Genomic DNA, 21,207 nt, shown 5'->3' with positions numbered 1-21,207 from the left:
GCCGGCGAACCCCTGATTGGAGTGCGAGCATATGGCCACCAAGGCGATCACCGACAGCAGCTTTCACGATGATGTGATTGCGGCGGAAGGCCCGGTTCTTGTCGATTTCTGGGCGGAATGGTGCGCGCCGTGCCGGATGATCGGCCCGTCGCTCGAAGAGATTTCGGATGAACTGGGCGGCAAGGTGACGATCGCCAAGATCAACATCGACGACAATCCCGACGCCCCGGCGAAATACGGCGTGCGCGGCATTCCGACGATGATCCTGTTCAAGAACGGCACCCCGGCGGCGACCAAGGTCGGCGCGGCGCCGAAGAGCCAGCTAAAGGGCTGGCTTGAAAGCGAACTGGCTTAATTCATCGACAGCGTGCTAACGAATGTCGGCGCTGCTGTTATATAAAACAGGACGTTACCGGCATTTGTTGGTGTAATTTATGAAATCGCGATCAGCTCCGGTAATCGGCGTTGATCGCGATGTAGCCGTGGGTCAGGTCGCAGGTCCACACGGTCGCGCGACCTTCGCCCAGCCCCAGATCGACGCCGATCTCGATCTCCTTGCCCTTCAGATGGGCGGCGACCGGCGCTTCGTCATAACCCTCGATCGCCAGCCCGCCGCGCGCGACCTGCGTGGCGCCGAAGCGGATCGCCAGCCGGTCGCGCTCCGCCGGCTCGCCGGCCTTGCCAACCGCCATCACCACCCGGCCCCAATTGGCATCCTCGCCGGCGACCGCGGTCTTGACCAGCGGCGAATTGGCGATCGACAGGGCGATGCGGTGAGCGCTGACGTCGGTTTCGGCGCCGGTCACCGCCACCTCGATGAATTTCGACGCGCCTTCGCCGTCGCGGACGACAAGCTGCGCCAGCTCCAGGCAGACCTGCGACAGCGCCGCCTGAAATGCGTCGGCGCCGGGGTCGCTGGCGGCGGTGAGCGTCGGGTTGCCCGCCTTGCCGGTGGCGAAGGCAAGAACCGTGTCCGACGTCGACGTGTCGCCATCGACGGTGATGCACGAAAAGCTGCGGGTGTTGGCGTCGGTCAGCATCTGCTGGAGAAAGCCGGGCGCGACCGCCGCGTCGGTGAAGATGAAGCCGAGCATCGTCGCCATGTCCGGCGCGATCATCCCCGATCCCTTGACTATGCCGGCGATCGTCACCGTCTGCCCGCCGACCAGCGCCGTCGCCACCGCGCCCTTGGTGAAGGTGTCGGTGGTCATGATCGTCGCGGCGGCGTCTTCCCAGCCGCATGGCGGCGCGGCGAAGGCGGCGTCCAGCCCGGCCTCCGCCTTGTCGATCGGCAGCGGTACGCCGATCACCCCGGTCGAGGCGACGAATACCTCGTCCGCCCGGCAGCCGAGATGGGCGGCGGCGCGCGCCGCGATCGCTTCCACCGCCGCGCGACCGCGATGGCCGGTGAAGGCGTTGGAATTGCCGGCGTTGACGACCAGCGCCCGCGCACGGCCCTGCGGCAGGGCGGCGCGGCACCATTCCACCTCCGGCGACGGGCAGCGGCTTTGGGTCAGCACGCCGGCAACGGCGGTGCCGGGGTCTAGGGTGATGAAGGTCAGATCGCAGCGGTCCCACGCCTTGTAACGGGCGCGGGCGACGCGCGCCGTCGCGCCGGCGACGGGGGGCAGGGCGGGGAAGGCGGCGGGGGCCAGCGGCGACACTATCGGTTCGTTCATGGTCGGCCGCTATAAAAGCCCTGTCGGCAGGATCAATGCCGGCAGCGCGCCTGCCGGCGTGCCTTTTGATTAGACGAATGCGCCGTCAGCACCTATGTCGGGCGCGCGACATTGGCAGGATGGATCGTTTGGAACTGCTGCTTTTCATTTCCGCGCTGCTGGCGGGTCTGACCGGGGTCGTCTCCGGCGAGCACCCGGCGGATACCGTGCGCGTGGAACGGAGCGCGGCGGGTTCGCCGGCCGCCGCGCTGGCCGATGCCGCCGCCGTTGCCGCCGTCGCCTTGCGCCCCGACGTGGCGTTCACGCCGGTTTTCCGGCTGGGTGCGCTGCGCGCGCCGGTGGCGGCGTTGCCGGCCCTGACCCCGTCGCTGCGCAATTCGCGGCTGATCGGCGAGCGCCGGCAGGTCTAGCCGCCGCATCCCGGCCGGCCCGGCGCCGGCTTTTTTCCGCAGATTTCCGGGCGACGCGCCATGCCGGCGCCGGCGCCTTTCCAGCAAATAGACAGGAATTCCCATGTTCGGCGGTATTGCCAAGGCTCTGTTCGGGTCGTCCAACGACCGTTACGTCAAATCGCTTCGCGGCATTGTGACCAGGATCAATGCGCTGGAGCCGTCGATCCAGGCGCTCGACGACGCGGGGCTTGCCAACCAGACCGCGCTGTTCCGCGAACGGTTGGCCAATGGCGAACCGCTCGACAACCTGTTGCCGGAAGCGTTCGCCACGGTGCGCGAGGCGGCGTGGCGTATCCTTGGCCAACGCCACTACGACGTGCAGATGATCGGCGGCATCGTCCTCCACCGCGGCGAGATTGCCGAGATGCGGACCGGTGAAGGCAAGACGCTGGTCGCGACGCTGGCAACCTATCTGAACGCGTTGCCGGGCACCGGCGTCCACGTCGTCACCGTCAACGACTATCTCGCCCGCCGCGACGCGGAATGGATGGCGCAGGTCTACGGCTTTCTGGGCCTGACCACCGGCGTGATCGTCCCGAACCTGACCGACCAGCAGCGGCGCGATGCCTATGGCAGCGACATCACCTACGGCACCAACAATGAATTCGGCTTCGACTATCTGCGCGACAACATGAAATATGAGCGCGCGCAGATGGTGCAGCGCCCGTTCGCCTACGCGATCGTCGACGAGGTCGATTCGATCCTGATCGACGAAGCGCGGACCCCGCTGATTATTTCCGGCCCGACCGACGACAAGTCGGAACTGTACATGCAGGTCGACGCGCTGGTGAAGCAGGTGGTCCCGGAGGATTACGAGCTCGACGAGAAGATGAAGACGATCGTGCTGACCGAGGATGGCACGGAGAAGATCGAGCGGATGCTGGAGGCGGCGGGCCTGCTGGAAGGCGCCAACCTCTACGATTTCGAGAATACCCAGGTGGTTCACCATGTGAACCAGTCGCTGCGCGCCAACGCGATGTTCAAGCGCGACACCGACTATATCGTCAAGGACGGCAAGGTCGTCATCATCGACGAGTTCACCGGGCGGATGATGGACGGGCGGCGCTGGTCCGACGGCCTGCACCAGGCGGTGGAGGCCAAGGAAGGCGTCAATATCGAGCCGGAGAACCAGACCCTCGCCTCGATCACCTTCCAGAATTATTTCCGCATGTATCCGAAACTGTCCGGCATGACCGGCACCGCGGCGACCGAGGCGGCTGAATTCTTCGACATCTACAAGATGAACGTCGTCACCATCCCGACCAACCTGCCGGTGCAGCGGGTCGATGAGGAAGACGAATTCTACAAGAATACCCAGGACAAGTTCGCCGCCATCGCCAAATCGATCCAGGAACATTCATCGCGCGGCCAGCCGGTTCTGGTCGGCACGGTGTCGATCGAGAAATCGGAACTTCTGTCCGAATTCCTGCACAAGCTGAACGTCAAGCACGAGGTGCTGAACGCCCGCCATCACGAGATGGAGGCGCAACTGGTGGCGCAGGCCGGCCGGCTGGGCGCGGTCACCATCGCCACCAACATGGCCGGGCGCGGCACCGATATCCAGCTCGGCGGCAATATCGAGTTCCGCGTCGAACAGGAACTGGCCGATATGCCGGAAGGGCCGGAACGCACCGCCGGGATCGAACGGATCAAGGCGGAGATCGAGGCCGAGAAGGAACAGGTGAAGGCGGTCGGCGGTTTGTTCGTGCTCGGCACCGAGCGGCATGAGAGCCGCCGTATCGACAACCAGCTGCGCGGCCGTTCCGGCCGGCAGGGCGACCCCGGCCTCAGCCGTTTCTACCTGTCGCTGGAGGATGACCTGCTGCGCGTGTTCGGCTCCGACACGCTGTTCGCGCGGATGATGAACAAGAATCTGGCGGATGGCGAGGCGATCGGCTCGAAATGGCTGTCCAAGGCGATCGAGACCGCCCAGCGCAAGGTCGAAACCCGCAACTACGACATTCGCAAACAGGTCGTCGAATATGATGACGTGATGAACGACCAGCGCCGCGTCATTTACGAGCAGCGGTCCGACATCATGGACGCGGACGGGCTTGGCGAGATCGTCGGCGAAATGCGGGCGGAGACGGTGAACGCGCTGGTCGCCGCCGCCTGCCCGCCGCATTCCTACCCGGAACAGTGGGATATCGCCGCGCTGAAGACGCGGGTCCACGACGTCCTCGGCGTCGACGTGCCGATCGAGGAATGGGTGCAGGCCGAAGAGGTGTCGCCCGACATTCTGCAGGAACATATCGGCGCCGCCGCCGATACGCTGATTGACGGCAAGCAGACGCTGCTGGGCGAGGAAAGCTGGATCCAGGTGGAAAAGAGCGTGTTGCTCCAGTCGCTCGACCACCATTGGAAGGACCATCTGTCGACGCTCGACGCGCTGCGTCAGGTCGTGCACCTGCGCGCCTACGCGCAGAAAACGCCGATCAACGAGTATAAGAAGGAAGCGTTTGCGCTGTTCGAGCGGATGCTCGACGCGATCCGCGAGGACGTCACCCGCGTGCTCGCCCATGCGCAGTTCATGGCGGAACCGCCGCCGCTGCCGCAGATGCCGGACTTCATCACGTCGCATATCGACCCGCTGACCGGCGAGGACGACACCAACGACATCGACGCCGGCTCCGGCTTCGTCACCACCCGGCTGCCACCGTTGCCGGTGGTGCGGATGGGCGGCGATGAAGAGCTGGGCGACGACCCGGCCGACTGGGACGGCAAGGTCAGCCGCAACGCCCCGTGCCCGTGCGGTTCGGGCAAGAAATACAAGCACTGCCACGGCGCGCTGTAGGCCGGCACGCGCGTGCCCCTATAGTTTAAAACCCCCTGCGCGGCCTGAAATAGCGGGTGCGCAGGCGGTCAGGGCCGAACGGGGAAGCAGGCGTGGCCGGCGGCGGTGGCGGTGGCGCACAGCCGATCGGCCGCCGCCTTGCCGTCAACCGGACCGGCCTGCAACCGGGTGACCGCCCCGGCCGGGATCATGAACGACTGCAACGCCTGAAAGCCGTCGAGCCGTGACACGCGTTGCCACAGCGCGGTCGCGCGCTGGGCGTTGCCGAACGCGCCGAGCTGCACCCGCCAGCCGCCGGCAGCCGCTGGCGCCGGTGGGCGGGCAGCGGGGGGCGTGGGCACCGGTGTTGGGGCCGGCGCGCGGACCGGCGGCGGTGGCGTGGTCGGAGCTGGGGCTGGTGGCGGATATCCGGCGCCGGGGCGCGACGGCGGAATATCGGTTTGCGCCACCTTCGGCTGGACCGGGCGGATCGGCGCCGCCATCGGGATCGGGCGGCGCCCGGCCGGGTCGGCGGCGGCATGCGCCGCCGGTGGGGCGGGGCGGTGCTGCCGCGCTTCCAGGTCGCGGGCGAGGGCGGTGCCGCGCTCGCGCTGGTCGCCTGGAATATACCGGTCCATCTGCGCCAGGCTGGTCGTCGCTTGGCTGATGCCCTGCGCGGAGGACCGACTCATCAACGCATAGGCGCGGACCCAGTCCTTTTCGGCAAGGTCGCCGTTGAACAGCGCGGTGCCGAGAACATATTGCGCGCGCGGCTCCCCGCGTTCGGCCGATTTGCGGACCCACGGCATCGCTTCCTCGCGCTTGCCGTTCTGGAACAGCACCAGCCCCAGATTGTCCTCGGACTGGGCGTGGCCCTGTGCCGCCGCCTTGCGGTACCAGCCCTCCGCCGCGTTCAGGTCCATCGCGACGCCGCGGCCCAGCTTGTACGCCTGGGCGAGGTTGAACTGCGCGTCCGGGTCGCCGGCCGTCGCCGCCGGGCGCCATTCCGCGACGGCGCGGGGATAATCGCCGCGTTCCCAGGCATCCACCCCCGCCTTGACGTCGGCCATGGCCGGTGCCGCCGCAACGGTGCCGAACAGCAAGGCGGCGAACAACTGGCGCTTGGAACCCATCCCGTCATGTCCCCCAGAAAACCGTGTTTCGCGACCATAGCGCGGCTTTCCCGGCCGCGCCTCCGCTAATTTGGCGGAAAAGCGGGTGCGCCGCCGTGACGTCGCCGGCGGCAATTAACCGGATTTTAGCGTCCCGATGCGATTCCGATGGGGAGGGATTGTCACCCGAAGGGGGAAAGATGCGCGTATTGGCCTTGGCTTCGCAGAAGGGCGGATCGGGAAAAACCACCTTGTCCGGCCACCTTGCCGTCCAGGCCCAGCTTGCTGGGGCCGGGCCGGTCGTGCTGATCGACATCGATCCGCAGGGGTCGCTTGCCGACTGGTGGAACGAGCGCGAGGCCGAATATCCCGCCTTTGCCCAGACCACGGTTGCCCGGCTTGCCGCCGATCTTGAAATGCTGCGCCAGCAGGGGTTCAAGCTGGCGGTCATCGATACGCCGCCGGCGATCACCATGGCGATCCAGAGCGTCATCGCCGTCGCCGAACTGATCGTCGTGCCGACCCGGCCCAGCCCGCACGACCTGCGCGCCGTCGGCGCCACCGTCGACCTGTGCGACCGCGCCGGCAAGCCGCTGATCTTCGTGGTCAACGGCGCGACGCCCAAGGCGAAGATCACCAGCGAGGCCGCCGTTGCCCTGTCGCAGCACGGCACCGTCGCGCCGGTGACGCTGCACCACCGCACCGATTTCGCCGCGTCGATGATCGATGGGCGCACGGTGATGGAAGTCGACCCGAAAAGCCGTTCTGCCGGCGAGGTCCGCGATCTGTGGACCTATGTGTCCGACCGGCTCGAAAAGAATTTCCGCCGTACCGTGTTCAGCGCGCCCGGCGTGCTGAGTGCCGGCATGGCGCCACGCCCGGTCAACGGCTTCGGCCGCCGGGTGGTCGCGCAGTGAAGGGGGGCGGGGTCGTGAGCGAACCAAAACCCTTCGCATCGCTGTCCTCCTCGCTGCTGGCCCGCAAGGGGCAGGCCCGGCCGGCGATGCGTCCGCAGGGCTTCGCCGGCTTCGGTCCGATGACCGGCAACCCGGAGGATCTGGGCTGGAACGACATGGGCTTCGAATCGGCCGAGCCGGTTGCGACCGGGCCGGTGCCGCAGGTGGTCCGCCAGCGCACCGAACTGGCCGAGGAACTGGCCGCGCGCAGCACGCCGGAATCACCGCCGGAAACGGCGGCCGCACTGGAACCGGTGGCGATGCCGCGTCGCCCGAAGAAGAAAATGGCGATCAGCCACGGCGCCGACCCGGCGGTCGTCCGCATCAAGGGCAAGGGGGTTAACCCGCATAAGAAGGCGGCGTTTACCCTGCGGCTTGATGCGGAACGCCACTTGCGCCTGCGCCTGGCCTGCGCGGTCCATAACCGTTCGGCCCAGCAACTGGTGACCGACGCGGTCGACCAGCTGCTCGACAGCATACCCGAGCTGGACGAACTGGCCGGCCGCGTTCCGGCCCGCCGCGTCAGCTGAAGGAGCGACGAAAATGAGCAACAGGGGCATGTCGATGCGGATTGCGTTGTCTTCCCTCGTGCTGGGGGTGGCGGCGGTTGGCGCCGGCTCTGCCCAGCTCGGTACCGCCGCGACGGCGTCGAGCCGAATCGATGTGAAGAGCAGCGTCGCCCGCGCCGAAAAGGCACTGGCCGCCAAGAACGCGGACAAGGCGATCGCCTTCGCCGAGGCGGCGGTCTCCGCCAGCCCGCGGGATGCCGATCTGCGGACCCTTCTTGGCCGGGGCTATCTTGCCGCCGGCCGGTTGCTGTCGGCGGAAACCGCCTTTGCCGATGCGTTGACGCTGGATGGCGGGCAGGGCCGGGCGGCGCTCAACCTCGCCCTCGTCCAGACCGCGCTTGGCAAGACCGATCTTGCCCGGCGGACGATCGCCGATCACGCGGCGCTGCTTGCTCCGTCCGATCAGGGGCTGGCGCTGGCGCTGGCCGGTGACGTGCCGGGGGCGATCGCGCTGCTCGAATCGGCGGTTCGCGCCGCCGCCGGCGATGCGCGGACCCGCCAGAATCTGGCGCTGTCCTACGCGCTGGCCGGGCGCTGGAAGGAAGCGCGCGTCATGGCCGCTTATGACCTGACGCCGGCGGATGCCGACGCGCGGATCATCCAGTGGTCGCAGTTCGTTCGGCCGACGGCGGCGTCCGATCAGGTGGCGAGCCTGCTCGGCATCAACCCGGTGGTCGATGGCGGCCAGCCGACGATGCTGGCGCTGGCCCCCGCGCCGCTGCCCGCGAAAACGCCGGTGATGCTGGCGCAGGCCCAGCCGGCACCGATGATCGTCGCGGTCACCGCGGCGGCTTCCGCCGTTGCCGATACCGCGCTGGCGGTGGCGCAGGCCCCGGCCGCGCCGGAACGGCCCGCCCCGACAGAGGTCGCGGCGGTGGCTGCTCCTGCGCCGCTTTCCGCTGCCGATCCGGCCGTCGCCGACGTGGCGGCCGCGTCGGTGGTGTCGGACACCCGGCTGGCCGCTTATGCCGGTGTCATCTTCGCGCCGCGCGCCGAGGTGGTTCAGGCGCTGCCCGCCAGCTACGCCGCCTATCAGCCGCAGAGCCGCGCCGCGCTGTATGCGCCGCAGCGTATTGCCGCCGCGCAGGTGGCGACGCGGGTTGCTCGCCCGCTGGTGCAGCGTGCCGCCTACGCGCCGCGTTCCGCCAATGGCCGCTATGTCGTTCAGCTTGGTGCCTTTTCCAGCGCCGCGCGGCTGGAGGCGGGCTGGGACCGCGCCGTCCGTCGGTTCAGCCAGCTTGGCGAATACGTGCCGTCCAGCACCACCTTCGTCAGCGGCTCGACCTATCACCGCCTGTCGGTCGGTGGGTTTGAAACCCGTGCCGAAGCCGTCGCGCTGTGCGAGAAACTGCACGCCGCGGGGGGTAAATGCTTTGTCCGCACCACCGCTGGCGACGCGCCGTTGCAATGGGCGCGGCGCAATACGGGGGCACAGCTCGCTTCGCGCTGAGCTGGTCTGAAACAGGGGGTTTTCAGGGGCGGTCAGCCGATGGGCTGGCCGCCCTTGATGATTCCGCTCAGCCGGCCCTGCACCGGCAAACCGTCGAACGGGGTATTGCCGGCGGCGCCGGCCAGCGTTTCGGACTCGATCCGCCACGGTGTTTCCGGGTCGAACAGGATCAGGTCGCCCGGCGCGCCGGGGGTCAGCGTGCCGCCTTCCACCCCCAATATCCGCGCCGGGTTGGCGGCGAGCAGGTCGAACAGCCGCGTCATGTCGACCAGCCTGTCGCGGACCAGCGTCAGCGCCAGCGTCAGCAAGGTGCCGGCACCGGCCATACCCGGCGTCGCGTCGGCGAACGGCAGGCGCTTGTCCTCCGGCCCCTGCGGGTCATGGCCGCTGGCGATGACGTCGATCGTGCCGTCGGCAACCGCCGCCAGCGCCGCCTGTCGGTCCTCCTCGCAGCGCAGCGGCGGCGACAGGCGGGCGAAGGTACGAAAGCCGGTAATCGCGATGTCGGACAGCAGCAGATGGGCCGGGGTGATACCGGCGGTGACCGGCAGGCCGGCGCGCTTCGCCGCGCGGATCAACTCCAGCCCGCGCGCGGTCGTCACCTGGCGGAAATGGACGCGGGCGCCGGTTTCCTCGACCAGCGCCAGGTCGCGGGCGACGGCGATCGCCTCGGCGGCGGCCGGTGCGCTCGGCAGGCCGAGCCGCGTCGCCGTCTCGCCACTGGTCGCCACCGCGCGGCCGACCAGCCGGTCGTCCTCGCTGTGGACGATGACGGTCAGGTCCATCGCCGCCGCATAGGCGAGCAGCCGGTGCATCAGGCCGGAATCGGCGATCCAGTGCCGTCCGGTCGCCACCGCTGCCGCGCCCGCCGCCTGCATCAGGCCGATCTCGGCCAGTTCGGTGCCGCCAAGCCCGCGTGTCGCCGCCGCGATCGGGTGGATCCACACATCGGGCTTCCCGACCGCCGCCGCGCGCTGGATCAGCGCCGGGTCGTCGAGCGGCGGCCCCTGATCGGGCATCAGCGCGGCGCGGGTGATGCCGCCCGCCGCGAACGCCGTCTTGTCGATCGCGAACACGCCCAAGTCGACGATGCCGGGGGCGATCACCGCGCCGGCGGCGTCGATCGTCCTTACCCCGTCCGGCACCGCGATGGCGCCGGTCGCCGTGATCCGTCCGGCCTCGACCAGCACGCCGCCGTCGCGGCCGTCCGGCAGATGCCCGCCGATGATCGCCAGCGTGCCGCCGATCATGCCCAGCCCTCCACGCCGCGCCGCCGCCGGGTCAGCACGTCGAGGCAAGCCATGCGAACGGCGACGCCCATCTCGACCTGCTCGGTCACCGCCGACACCGCCGGATCGTCGGCGATCGCGCTGTCGATCTCGATGCCCCGGTTCATCGGGCCGGGATGCATGACCAGCACGTCGGGCGCGGCGCGCGCCAGCCGCTGTTCGGTCAGGCCCCAGAAATGGCGATATTCGCGCGCCGACGGGATGAAACCGCCGTCCATCCGTTCGTTCTGCAACCGCAGCATCATCACCACGTCGGCACCGTCCAGCCCGGCGTCCATATCGGTGAAGCAGGTGACGCCCATCCGCTCGATCGCGGTCGGCAGCAGGGTCGGCGGGCCGATCAGCCGCACCTCTGCCGCCAGCGCGGTCAGCGCCAGAATATTGGACCGCGCGACCCGGCTGTGAAGGATGTCGCCGCAGATCGCGACGACCAGCCCGGCAATCCGCCCCTTGCGGCGGCGGATGGTCAGCGCGTCGAGCAGGCCCTGCGTCGGGTGTTCGTGGCGGCCGTCCCCGGCGTTCAGCACCGGGCAGTCGACCTTGTCGGCAATAAGCTGCACCGCGCCGGAGCTTTGGTGGCGGATGACGATCAGGTCGGCGCGCATCGCGTTCAGCGTCTTCGCCGTGTCGATCAGCGTCTCGCCCTTCTTGGTGCTCGACTGGGCGACGTGCATGTTGACCGTGTCGGCGCCGAGCCGCTTGCCGGCGATTTCGAACGACAGCAGCGTCCGCGTCGAATTCTCGAAAAAGGCGTTGATCTGGGTCAGGCCGGCCAGCCGGTCGTCATGCTTGGTCGCGGCGCGGTTGACCGCCACCCACTGTTCCGCCTCGTCGAGGAGGAAGGCGATCTCGTGCGGCTGAAGCTCGCCGATCCCCAATAGGTGCCTGTGCGGAAACATCTCCGCGCCGGCAAGCGCGAGGGGAGGGCGGGGTGTCGATGGCATCGAAAACCGTCCCTAGCGCGCGGCGCCCGGTGCCGCAATGGTCAGCCGATCAGCGCCATCATTACCGCCCCGGCCGCCGCCGCGACGACCGCGACCGCCGCATAGCGCCAGCCGCCGCCAAGCCGCACCACCTGCACTTCGGGCAGCGGCGGCGGCGGCGGGGCGCCGCCGGGCGGCGGGTAGCGCGCCTCGATGGTGCGGATCAGGTCGGGCAGCCGGGCGAGGGTGCGGACGTCCTTGACGATGCGGTCGGCGACGAATGCCTCCGGCCCCAGTTCGGTCCGCATCCATTCCTTTACGAACGGCCCGGCGGTTTCCCACATGTTCAGATCGGGATCGAGGGTGGTCGCCACCCCTTCGACCATCACCATCGTCTTTTGCAGCAGCAGCAGGTGCGGCTGGGTCTGCATGTCGAAATCGCGGGTGATCGCGAACAACCCGTCAAGCATGTTGCCGATCGATATGTCCTTGACCGGCAGGCCGCGGATCGGTTCGCCGACGGCGCGCAGCGCGGTGGTGAATTCGCCGAGATTGTGGTGCGGCGGCACATAGCCGGCCTCGAAATGAATCTCCGCCACCCGCGCGTAATCGCCGGTGATCAGGCCGTGGAGAATCTCCGCCAGCCACATCCGCGCCCGCCGGTCGATCCGCCCCATGATACCGAAATCGATAGCGACGATACTGCCGTCGGCGCGGACCAGCAGGTTGCCCTGATGCATGTCGGCGTGAAAAAAGCCCTCGGAAATCGCCTGACGCAGGAAAGCGCGGACCAGCCGCCCGGCAATGGCGCCCAGGTCGTGCCCGGCGGCGATCAGGTCGTCGCGCCGCGACAGCTTGATCCCGTCGATCCATTCCAGCGTCATCACCCGCCGCGCGGTGCGCTGCCAGTCGATCGCCGGAATCTCGTAGCCCGGCTCGGCGACCATCGCCTCGGCCAGTTCCGACGCCGACGCCGCCTCGCGCCGCAGGTCCAGCTCGCGCGCCGTCCACTGGCGGAAGGTGGCGATGACCAGCCGGGGCCGCAGCCGCGCCAGTTCCCCGCCCAGCGCCTCTGCCTGCGCCGCCGCCCATTCGTACGTGTCGATCGCGCGGGCGAAATCTTCCTCGACGCCGGGGCGCAGCACCTTAATCGCCACCTGTCGCCCGTCGGTGGTCACGGCGCGGTGGACCTGCGCGATCGACGCTGCGCCGACCGGCTGTTCCTCAATCGACTGGAACAGCGCGTCGATCGGCTTGCCCAGCGCCTGCTCGATCGCGGCGCGGATCTCGGCGAACCGTACAGGCGGTAGCGCGTCCTGCAGGCGCAGCAGGTCTGCCGCTGCCGCTTCGCCGACCAGATCGGGGCGGGTGGCCAGCGCCTGGCCCAGCTTGATCGCCGCCGGGCCGATCGCCTGGAACGCATCGGCATAGGCCGGTTGCGCCGGCACCCGCGCGCCGAACCGGGCGATACGGACAAGGCGGCGTACCGCCGGCGGCGTCATCGGGTCGCGCTCGATGCCGGTCAGCGCGCCGTGGCGCGCCAGCGTCCGGCCCCATTTCAGCAGGCGGACGAGGTGGACGATCGGCGCGGTCAAATCTTCCAGCCGCTGTGAATGGCAACCAGCCCGCCGAGCACCGGTTCGGCATGGGTGCGAACGAACCCGGCCTTGGCGATCATCGCCTCGAACGCCGGCATGTCGGGAAAGCGCCTGATCGATTCGATCAGGTAGCGATAGCTGTCCTCGTCATTGGCGAGGAGCTTGCCCAGCTTCGGCACCAGCCGGTGCGAATAGGCATCGTAGACCTCGGCGAAGCCCGGCCACTGGGTGGTCGAGAATTCGAGGCAGAAAAACCGCCCGCCACGCTTCAGCACGCGTTGCGCCTCGCCCAGCGCCTGCTGGATATGGGTAACGTTGCGGATGCCGAAGGCGATCGTATAGGCATCGAAGCTGGCGTCGGGGAAGGTCAGCGCCTCGGCATTCGCCTCGCTCCACACCAGCCCGTCAATGCCGCGCTTCGCCGCCCGATCGATGCCGACGGCCAGCATGTCCGGGTTGATGTCGGCCACCGTCACCTGCGCGCCCGACGCGGCAAGGCGGAAGGCGATGTCGCCGGTGCCGCCGGCCATATCGAGGATATATTCGCCGGCGCGCGGCTTCACCCGGCGGACGAAGCGGTCCTTCCACAGCCGGTGCAGCCCGCCCGACATCGCGTCGTTCATCAGGTCGTAGCGGGCGGCGACGCTGGAAAACACCGCGCCGACCTGCCTGGTCTTCTCAGCGGGCGCGACGTCGGTATAGCCGAAGGAGACGGTATCGTTCATGGCCGAAAGCCCTAGCGGTTAAACCGCATTGCCTCTAGCCTGAAGTGCGTAATAAGCGCGGCAGCGGCCCGCTCCCCCACCCGGCCTCCCAACGGCAGTATCATACTGGGAGGCCGGGTGGGGGAGCGGGCCAGTGCGGCATCGCTTCGGCAAACGCCGAAGCACAACGAGACAATCCACCCCATGCCGGAGCTTCCCGAAGTCGAAACCACGGTGCGCGGCCTGCGCCCGGCGCTGGACGGTCAGGTGATCGCCACGCTCAGCACCCGCCGCGCCGGTCTGCGCCACCCGTTCCCGCCGGATCTGCGCCAGCGGATGACCGGGGCGCGGGTGACGGCGCTCGGCCGGCGGGCGAAATATGGGCTGATCGACACCGACCGGGGCGACCGGCTGGTCTTCCACCTCGGCATGTCCGGCCGCTGGCGGATCGACCCGGACGAGCTGCTGCCCCACGACCATCTGGTGATCGAGACACAGGCGGGCCGGCGGCTGGTGCTGAACGACGCCCGCCGCTTCGGTTTCGTCGATCTGGTTGGGGAGGGGGAGGATTACCCCCCGTTCGCCGCGCTCGGGCCGGAACCGCTGGGCGACGCGCTGACCGTCGATCATCTGGCGGCGGCCTTCGCCGGGCGCGGCGCCCCGGTCAAGGCGCTGCTGCTCGACCAGCGCACCGTCGCCGGCCTCGGCAATATCTATGTGTGCGAGGCGCTGCACCTCGCCCATATCGCGCCCACGCGTCCCGCCGGCACACTGACGCGGCGCGAGGTCGCCGCGCTGGTCCCGGCGATCCGCGGTGTGCTGGAAGCGGCGATCGCCGCCGGTGGATCGACATTGCGCGACTATGCCCGGCCGAATGGAGAGCTTGGTTATTTCGCCAGCCAATGGCGCGCCTATGGCCGGGCCGGCGAGCGATGCGGCTGCGGCGGGGTGATCGAACGCCGGGTCGATTCTGGCCGCTCCACCTTCTGGTGCCGGACCTGCCAGCGATAGGAGGTTTATTCCGTTCTACCTTGTCAGCCGGTGCACCCCCCGAAACCCACACGAACCCGTCCATCCCGAGCGTAGTCGAGGGACGCAAGATGGCAGGGTGCGTCCCTCGACTACGCTCGGGATGGACGGTGTGGAGGTTGCTATGACGTTGGTGGACATTCGGTCGCGATGGGGCGACCATTGATACCGATGGCAGCCCGCCAGCGTTGCTCCTTCCAAACCACAATAACTCCGTCCATCCCGAGCGCAGTCGAGGGATGCACGATGGCAGGTGCAGTGGCCCCGCAACTGCGCTCGAAGGTGGGCGGGGTCGCGGTTATGCGAGTCTGGCCGCCCGGTTACCGTGGGCTGCACCATGGATGGACGAGGAACCGATCCGCCGGCCCACATCATGCCGTGCGTGGTTGACCGAAGGCCGCACCGGGGGTAAAGGGGCCGCCGTCCAGGGCGCGGAAGCGATTCCGCTGCCCCTTTTCATTTTTTATCGAGGTTGCGAAGGCATGGCGAACACGCCGCAGGCAAAAAAGCGTATCCGGCGGAACGAACGCCGTGAGGTCATCAACGGCAACCGGGTCGCGCGGATTCGCACCTTCGTGAAGAAGGTTGAGAGCGCCCTCGACGCCGGTGACAAGGCCGCCGCCACTGCTGCGATCGCCGCTGTCCAGCCGGAACTCGCCCGTGGCGTCGCCAAGGGCGTGCTGCACAAGAATACCGCGTCGCGGAAATTCTCGCGGCTCAGCAAGCGGGTCGCCGCTCTCGGCTGAACCCGGCATCATCCTTTCGGATGGAAAGGCCCGTCGGCATTGTCGGCGGGCTTTTTTCATGTCCGGCGTGGCCCACGGACTATCCACGATTCGGGCCGGTGCAGTGAAACGGGCGTAATGATTATACGTTGTTTTTCAACATCTTGATAAACATCATCGTGAAAGTGGGATTTCCTGAGTCAACCAGTTTATTTCGTTTTTTTGACAGCCTCGGCCTTGCTCGACTCGTCCTCGCGTTCGTAGAAACAGGCCACCGGCGTTTGGGAACTCGGCCGGGTTCTGACTGTAGTTCATGCGTGGCGTCGCACCGGGATTGTTTTCGGTGGCGCGGTGCCATGTGCGCAGTCGGGCGGGGCCAAGGCGGGGTGTGCGGGGAAGACGGACGGAATGCGCGAAGGTGACGATTCGGACGCGATCTACCAGGCAGCTTGGGCGGCTATCCGTGAAGGGCTGCGGCGCGATTGCGGCGCACGGCTGTTCAATCACTGGCTGAAGCCGATTGCGTTCGTCAGTGCCAGCGACGACGGTGCCGTCGTCTGCCTCAGCCTGCCGTCGCAGTTCATGGCCGACTGGGTTGGCGCTCATTACGCTGACCGCATCCGGCTGGCGTGGCGCAGCGCTGTTCCGGCGGTGCGCGACATCCGCATCGAAACCGTCGCTGCGGACGAGCCACTTGGTGTCTACAGCGCGGCGGAAGAGCCAGTGGCGGTGGCTGCGCCGGCGGCAGTCGACGCAGGTTTCGATCCGCGCCTCAGTTTCGACCGCTTTGTCGTCGGTGACGAGAACCGCGTGGCCTGCAACGCCGCGCTGGCACTGGCTCAGGGCGCGCTGACCCCGACGCCGCTGTTCATCCATTCGCCGACCGGGCAGGGCAAGACCCACCTGCTGCACGCGATCGGCCACGTCCATCGCCAGCGGCATCCGTCGGCGACGGTGCTGTTCATGTCGGCCGAGAAATTCATGGTCGATTTCGTGGCGGCGATGCGGGATCGCGACACGCTCGGTTTCAAGCAGCGGCTGCGTTCGGCCGATCTGCTGATGATCGACGATATCCAGTTCATCGCCGGCAAGGGTTCGACGCAGGAGGAATTCCTCCACACGCTGAACGAGCTGATGCATTCGGGCAAGCAGGTGGTGATCACCGCCGATCGCAGCCCGCAGGCGCTGGACGGCATGGAAGGGCGCATCCAGTCCCGGCTGGGCAGCGGCCTTGTCGTCGACATCAAGCCGGCCGGTCAGCCGCTACGCCTCGCCATCCTGCGGGCGAAGCTGGCGGCGATGCCGGGCGCGGCGATCCCGGACGAGGTGCTGGCGTTGGTCGCCACCCGCGTGCAGAGCAGCGTGCGTGAGCTGGAAGGGGCGCTCAACCGCCTGTCCGCCTATGCGACGCTGAACGAACGGCCGGTCGACCTCGCTTTCGCGCAGGAAGTGCTGGGCGAACTGCTCAGCGCCAGCGCGCGCCGGGTGACGATCGACGACATCCAGAAGGCTGTGTCGGCCCATTACGGCATGCGGCAGGCGGAAATGCTGTCGGCGCGCCGCGCCCGCGCCGTCGCCCGCCCGCGCCAGATCGCGATGTACCTCGCGAAGCGGCTGACCCCGCGCTCGCTGCCTGAAATCGGCCGCCGCTTCGGCGGGCGAGACCACACGACGGTGATCTACGCGGTCAAGACGATCGAAAAGATGCGCGCCGAAGACGCCGATATGGACGCCGACCTCCGCTCCCTGATCCGCCAGCTCGGCGGCTGAGGACCGGGCGCTAAGCCGTTTCGTTCAACCAGATATGAATGGCCGACCCGGGCTTCTGCTTGCGCAGGAGCCCGGTGGCGTTTCAGGTTCGCTTACCCCTTGGGCGGGGGCGCCACGGTGATCTTGACCGTCTCGCCGGAATTGCCGGGGAAACCGGTGAACATCGCCTCGACCAGGTTCGGCACCAGATAGGGCAGGTCGTTGTTGCGCGAGATCGCCTGCGCCTTGCCTTCGAACAGCCGCTTGCCATCGGCGGAGCGGTCGATCTTCATGTTCAGCTGGCTGGTGTAGACGGTGTAGCTGGTCACGTCATTGTCCCAGCCCCAGCCGCCCCACATGAACGGGTCATAGAAACCGGGAACATAGGCGATGCGGCCGTGGCGGGTAATGACCGGGCGATAACCGCCCCAGCCACCCCAGCCGCCCCAACCCCAGCCGCCGCCCCAGCGGCCAAAGCCGGTGGACGGCGTCGAACGGATGCGCTCCCGACCCTTGTCGACGCCGTAGGCGACCGACACGGTCAGGTCGGCGCGCTCGCCTTCCGCCGCCTGGCGATAGCCGACGCGGGTAAGTTGGGCGCTGATCAGGTTGGCGTACTGGCTGAACTCCAGCCCGCCGCTCAGGCGCGGATCGTCGGCCTGAACGTGGAACGTCTGGCCCTGTGGCGCCGGAAGCTGCTGGAAGCGCGAAACGTTCGCGCTGAACGACGAGGCGCACCCGCCCAGCGCCAGCAGGGGCAGCGCGGCCGCAGCGAGAATTGTCTTGGACATCGACATCGTTCGCAACCTTCAACTCGCGGGGAACAGCTCCCCTAGGTGTACGATCAGTGCACCTTCGCAACTGAATATGGCTTGAACGCCCGCGACGACAAGAGGCTCCTCGGCGTTGGACCGAACGCTTAGCGGCACAGCCCCAGCGCGGCGTAGGTGCCTGCCAGCGTCGGCGCCGCCAGCTCCGCCGCGCGCGCCGCGCCGACGGCAAGCAGCCGGTCGATCTCGGCCGGGTCCTGCTTCAGCGTCTCGAAACGCGCGCGGATCGGCGCCAGCGTCTCGATCAACCGTTCGGCGAGGATCGCCTTGAACTGGCCGAAGCCCTTGCCGGCATGCTCGGCCAGCACCGCTGCCGGGGTGGCATCGGTCAACGCCGCGTATATGCCGATCAGGTTGCGCGCCTCCGGCCGGCCATCCAGCCCGCCGATATCCTCCGGCAGCGGTTCCGGGTCGGTCTTGGCCTTGCGGACCTTCTGCGCGATCAGGTCGGCGTCGTCGGTCAGGTTGATCCGCGCCATGTCCGACGGGTCGGATTTCGACATCTTCGCCGATCCGTCGCGCAGGCTCATGATCCGCGCCGCCGCCGGCGGGATGATCGGCTCGGGCAGCGTGAACAGCTCGACGCCGTAATCGGTGTTGAACTTGGTGGCGACGTCGCGCGCCAGCTCCAGATGTTGCTTCTGGTCCTCACCAACCGGCACGTGCGTCGCCTTGTAGAGCAGCACGTCCGCCGCCTGCAGCACCGGATAGGCGAACAGGCCAACGCTCGCGCTCTCGCGGTTCTTGCCCGATTTTTCCTTGAACTGGGTCATCCGGTTCAGCCAGCCGATCCGCGCGGTGCCGTTCAGCAGCCAGCACAATTCGGCATGGGCGGGGACGCGCGCCTGGTTGAACAGCACCGCCTTGGCCGGGTCGATGCCGGCGGCGATCAACGCGGCGGCCATTTCGCGGGTGTTGGCGGTAAGCGTCGCCGGGTCGTTGTAGACGGTGATCGCGTGCATGTCGGCGAGGAAGAACAGCGTGTCGCCGCCCGCCGCCGCGTTCTCGTCCTGCATCCGTACCCAGTTGCGGATCGCGCCCAGATAGTTGCCAAGGTGCAGGTTGCCGGTCGGCTGGATGCCGGATACGATTCGCATGGTCATAATGGCTGCGCTGTCGCTGCCACGGGCGCCAAGGTCAAGCGCCGCGACGTAGCTGCCGGCGGATCTCTGCCGGGCGCAGCGCCCCGAACAGGAAGGCCGCGGCAAAAAACAGCACCGCCGCCACCGCCATGAACCCGCCCAGCCAGACGACGCGGGCGATCAGCCCACCGCCGACATGGCCGTCGACGATCGGCGCGGCAAAGACCAGCAGCACCGCCATCACTGCCGTCGCCGCCCCCAGCCGCAGCGTGGTCACCGCCAGTTGCCGGTCGATCCGCAGCTGCCCGCGCCGGTGCAGCACGAAATAGAGCAGGCCGGCATTGACCCAGGCGGCGACGGCGGTGGAAATCGCCAGCCCGACATGGGCGAAATGCCACATCAGCGCCAGGTTGCCGACCAGGTTGACCAGCATCGACACCAGCGCGATCTTGACCGGCGTCTTGGTGTCGGCCCGCGCATAGAATCCGGGGACCAGCACCTTGATCAGGATATAGGCGGGCAGGCCGGCGGAAAAGGCGGAGAGGGCAGCCGCGCTCGCCACCGTGTCGGCGGCGGTGAACGCGCCATGCTGGAGCAGGGCGCGCAAAATCGGTGTCGCCGCGATCATCAGCGCGGCGGTGGCGGGCAGGGTGAGCAGCAGCACCAGCTCGATCGCGCGGTTCTGGGCATGGCCGGCCCCGGCTTCGTCGCCCCGGCCGATCTGGCGCGACAGCGCCGGCAGCATCGCGGTGCCGACGCCGATCCCGATCAGCCCCAGTGGCAACTGGTTCAGCCGGTCGGCATAATAAAGGTAGGATACGGAACCCTGCGGCAAATAGGTGGCGGCCAGCGCGGTCGACACCAGCAGGTTGAACTGCACCGCCCCGGCCCCCAGCGCCGCCGGCCAGATCAGCCGCAGCAACTGCTTCACCTCCGGCGTCAGCCGCGGCAGCTTGATCCGCAGGCGAACCCCGGCGCGGTGGCACGCGTGGATCATCCAGGCGAGCTGGAGGACGCCGGCGATGCTGACCGCGATCGCCTGGGTCCGCGCGGTTTCCATCTCGGTCTCGCCGCGAAAGAACAGCAGCCCGGCGATCAGCGCGACGTTGAGCAGCACCGGCGTCGCCGCGTTGACCCAGAAACGGTCGAGCGAATTGAGGATGCCGCCGAGCAGCGCGACCAGGCTGATCAGCGGCAGATAGGGAAAGGTTATCCGGGTCAGTTCGGTGGTGAATTCGAACTTGCCTGGCCCGCCGTCGGGAAAACCGCCGGTCATCGCCCAGACGATCGGCCCGGCCGCCAGCATCATCAGCGCGGTGAACAGCACCAGCACCGGCAGCAGGACGGACAGCACGTCCTCCGCAAAGCGCAGCGCCTTGGGCAAGCCGTCGCGCTCGCGGCCGACCGTGCGATTGAACATCGGCACGAAGGCGGCGGAAAACGCGCCTTCGGCGAACAGCGCGCGGAACAGGTTGGGCAGCCGCCAGGCGATCAGGAAGGCGTCGTTGGCAAAGCTGGCACCCAGATAGCGCGCGGCGAGCGTGTCGCGCACAAACCCCAGGATGCGGCTGACCAGGGTCAGCCCGCCGATCGTCGCCGTGTTGCGGACCAGGCTCACCGGCCGCGTGCCTCCCTGTCCGGGCGGCCCTGGCTCACGCCTGTCCGGCGACCCCGGCGTCGATCTGCGCCGCCTGTGCCTGCGCCTGTTGCATGTAAAGCGCGCCGAAATCGATCGGATCGAGCAGCAGCGGCGGGAAGCCGCCGTCGCGCACCGCGTCCGCCACGATCCGCCGGGCGAACGGGAAGATCAGCGCCGGCGCCTGCGCCAGCAGGAACGGCTGAAGCTGCTCCTCGGGAATGTTGCGGGCGCCGAACAGCCCGGCATAGGCCAGCTCGACCTGGAACGCGACCTGGCCGTCGCCCTCGGCGCGGACCTCAACCTTCAGAGTCACTTCGTAGACGTCGTCGGCGACCTTGTTCGACGCGATGTTGAACTGGATGTCGATCTGCGGCTGGCTCTGCCACTGGTAGACGGAAGGCGCGTTCGGGTTCTCGAACGACAAGTCCTTAACATATTGGGAAATCAGGCCGATCTGCGGCAGCGTGTCTGCGCCGTTGCCAAGCGCCTCACCCGTGTTCGGCGCGTCCGTTTCGATGGCCATTGCAACAAACCCTTCATGTTCCGAAAAATGGATCGGCCGCGCGCCTAGCATGGAGGGACGAGACAGGGCAATGCGGTCGGTCGATCGGGTGGCGGACATGGCTTTGTCCCGAAACGGGACGATAA

19 protein-coding genes are annotated in these 21,207 nt (G+C 68.1%); 9 read left to right on the top strand and 10 right to left on the bottom strand.

Translation table 11 applies throughout. The features are described from left to right. Positions 1-31: 31 nt before the first annotated feature. Positions 32-355, top strand: coding sequence for a thioredoxin TrxA (gene trxA, locus ACMT1E_RS08050; RefSeq protein WP_414899540.1), 324 nt, complete (start codon positions 32-34; stop codon positions 353-355). 91 nt (positions 356-446) lie between these two features. Here the strand turns inward: trxA and argJ are convergent, their stop codons facing one another. Beyond that, positions 447-1,679: a bifunctional glutamate N-acetyltransferase/amino-acid acetyltransferase ArgJ gene (argJ, locus tag ACMT1E_RS08045; protein WP_414899538.1), complete on the bottom strand. Its 1,233-nt coding sequence runs from the start codon at positions 1,677-1,679 to the stop codon at positions 447-449. 128 nt (positions 1,680-1,807) lie between these two features. Between argJ and ACMT1E_RS08040 the strand changes: the two genes are divergently transcribed. Together ACMT1E_RS08040 and secA are read left to right on the top strand one after the other, a co-directional pair. After that, complete coding sequence (locus ACMT1E_RS08040) at positions 1,808-2,089, top strand: hypothetical protein (protein WP_414899537.1); 282 nt, start codon at positions 1,808-1,810, stop codon at positions 2,087-2,089. A 103-nt stretch (positions 2,090-2,192) separates the two neighbouring features. Continuing rightward, a complete protein-coding gene (gene secA / locus ACMT1E_RS08035) occupies positions 2,193-4,925 on the top strand; it encodes a preprotein translocase subunit SecA (RefSeq protein ID WP_414899535.1) in 2,733 nt (910 codons plus the stop codon). A 68-nt stretch (positions 4,926-4,993) separates the two neighbouring features. Here secA and ACMT1E_RS08030 read toward each other — a convergent pair whose 3' ends face one another. Next, entirely contained in the window at positions 4,994-6,037 is a 1,044-nt protein-coding gene (locus ACMT1E_RS08030; protein ID WP_414899533.1) for an SPOR domain-containing protein, read from the bottom strand. Positions 6,038-6,216: 179 nt separating this feature from the next. Here ACMT1E_RS08030 and ACMT1E_RS08025 point away from each other — a divergent pair, with 179 nt between their 5' ends. From ACMT1E_RS08025 to ACMT1E_RS08015, 3 genes are read left to right on the top strand one after another with little or no spacing between them, the layout of a single operon-like run. Next, positions 6,217-6,933, top strand: coding sequence for a ParA family protein (locus tag ACMT1E_RS08025; protein ID WP_136163693.1), 717 nt, complete (start codon positions 6,217-6,219; stop codon positions 6,931-6,933). A gap of 14 nt (positions 6,934-6,947) precedes the next feature. Further along, the gene (locus ACMT1E_RS08020) at positions 6,948-7,502 is read left to right on the top strand and encodes a hypothetical protein (RefSeq protein ID WP_414899531.1); all 555 of its coding nucleotides are present in this window, start codon (positions 6,948-6,950) and stop codon (positions 7,500-7,502) included. A gap of 13 nt (positions 7,503-7,515) precedes the next feature. Beyond that, the gene (locus tag ACMT1E_RS08015) at positions 7,516-8,991 is read left to right on the top strand and encodes an SPOR domain-containing protein (protein ID WP_414899529.1); all 1,476 of its coding nucleotides are present in this window, start codon (positions 7,516-7,518) and stop codon (positions 8,989-8,991) included. A 32-nt stretch (positions 8,992-9,023) separates the two neighbouring features. Here the strand turns inward: ACMT1E_RS08015 and ACMT1E_RS08010 are convergent, their stop codons facing one another. From ACMT1E_RS08010 to ACMT1E_RS07995, 4 genes are all read right to left on the bottom strand, one after another. Continuing rightward, positions 9,024-10,241: a dihydroorotase gene (locus ACMT1E_RS08010; protein ID WP_414899527.1), complete on the bottom strand. Its 1,218-nt coding sequence runs from the start codon at positions 10,239-10,241 to the stop codon at positions 9,024-9,026. Continuing rightward, complete coding sequence (locus tag ACMT1E_RS08005) at positions 10,238-11,179, bottom strand: aspartate carbamoyltransferase catalytic subunit (RefSeq protein ID WP_414903336.1); 942 nt, start codon at positions 11,177-11,179, stop codon at positions 10,238-10,240. The genes ACMT1E_RS08010 and ACMT1E_RS08005 overlap by 4 nt, the downstream gene beginning before the upstream one ends. Before the next feature lie 86 nt (positions 11,180-11,265). Further along, positions 11,266-12,798 (bottom strand): 2-polyprenylphenol 6-hydroxylase, encoded by a 1,533-nt coding sequence (gene ubiB, locus ACMT1E_RS08000; protein WP_414899526.1) that lies wholly within the window; start codon positions 12,796-12,798, stop codon positions 11,266-11,268. After that, the gene (locus ACMT1E_RS07995) at positions 12,795-13,526 is read right to left on the bottom strand and encodes a class I SAM-dependent methyltransferase (protein ID WP_414899525.1); all 732 of its coding nucleotides are present in this window, start codon (positions 13,524-13,526) and stop codon (positions 12,795-12,797) included. The genes ubiB and ACMT1E_RS07995 overlap by 4 nt, the downstream gene beginning before the upstream one ends. Before the next feature lie 183 nt (positions 13,527-13,709). Here ACMT1E_RS07995 and mutM point away from each other — a divergent pair, with 183 nt between their 5' ends. The 3 genes from mutM to dnaA all read left to right on the top strand — a co-directional run bounded on the left by mutM (position 13,710) and on the right by dnaA (position 17,029). Beyond that, entirely contained in the window at positions 13,710-14,516 is an 807-nt protein-coding gene (mutM, locus tag ACMT1E_RS07990) for a bifunctional DNA-formamidopyrimidine glycosylase/DNA-(apurinic or apyrimidinic site) lyase (protein WP_414899524.1), read from the top strand. Positions 14,517-15,016: 500 nt separating this feature from the next. Further along, a complete protein-coding gene (gene rpsT / locus ACMT1E_RS07985; protein ID WP_414903334.1) occupies positions 15,017-15,280 on the top strand; it encodes a 30S ribosomal protein S20 in 264 nt (87 codons plus the stop codon). Between the two features lie 387 nt (positions 15,281-15,667). Then, positions 15,668-17,029 (top strand): chromosomal replication initiator protein DnaA, encoded by a 1,362-nt coding sequence (gene dnaA, locus ACMT1E_RS07980; protein WP_414899522.1) that lies wholly within the window; start codon positions 15,668-15,670, stop codon positions 17,027-17,029. Between the two features lie 92 nt (positions 17,030-17,121). On the opposite strand, the gene ACMT1E_RS07975 is transcribed toward dnaA, so the two are convergent. The 4 genes from ACMT1E_RS07975 to secB all read right to left on the bottom strand — a co-directional run bounded on the left by ACMT1E_RS07975 (position 17,122) and on the right by secB (position 21,082). Continuing rightward, positions 17,122-17,805 (bottom strand): DUF4136 domain-containing protein, encoded by a 684-nt coding sequence (locus ACMT1E_RS07975; protein WP_414899521.1) that lies wholly within the window; start codon positions 17,803-17,805, stop codon positions 17,122-17,124. Positions 17,806-17,927: 122 nt separating this feature from the next. Beyond that, positions 17,928-18,935 carry a tryptophan--tRNA ligase gene (gene trpS / locus ACMT1E_RS07970; RefSeq protein WP_414903333.1) on the bottom strand — a complete coding sequence of 336 codons (1,008 nt, stop codon included), beginning with the start codon at positions 18,933-18,935 and terminating at the stop codon, positions 17,928-17,930. Positions 18,936-18,975: 40 nt separating this feature from the next. Further along, positions 18,976-20,538, bottom strand: a complete 1,563-nt coding sequence (murJ, locus tag ACMT1E_RS07965) for a murein biosynthesis integral membrane protein MurJ (RefSeq protein WP_414899520.1) — start codon at positions 20,536-20,538, stop codon at positions 18,976-18,978. Positions 20,539-20,572: 34 nt separating this feature from the next. Further along, entirely contained in the window at positions 20,573-21,082 is a 510-nt protein-coding gene (gene secB / locus ACMT1E_RS07960; protein WP_414899519.1) for a protein-export chaperone SecB, read from the bottom strand. Between the last annotated feature and the right edge of the window lie 125 nt (positions 21,083-21,207).

The sequence above is a fragment of the Sphingomonas flavalba genome, assembly GCF_047553045.1.
GTDB classification, from domain to species: domain Bacteria; phylum Pseudomonadota; class Alphaproteobacteria; order Sphingomonadales; family Sphingomonadaceae; genus Sphingomonas_L; species Sphingomonas_L flavalba_A.
The sequence above is the reverse complement of the archived record's forward strand: the minus strand, read 5'-3'. Positions and strand labels throughout refer to the sequence as shown.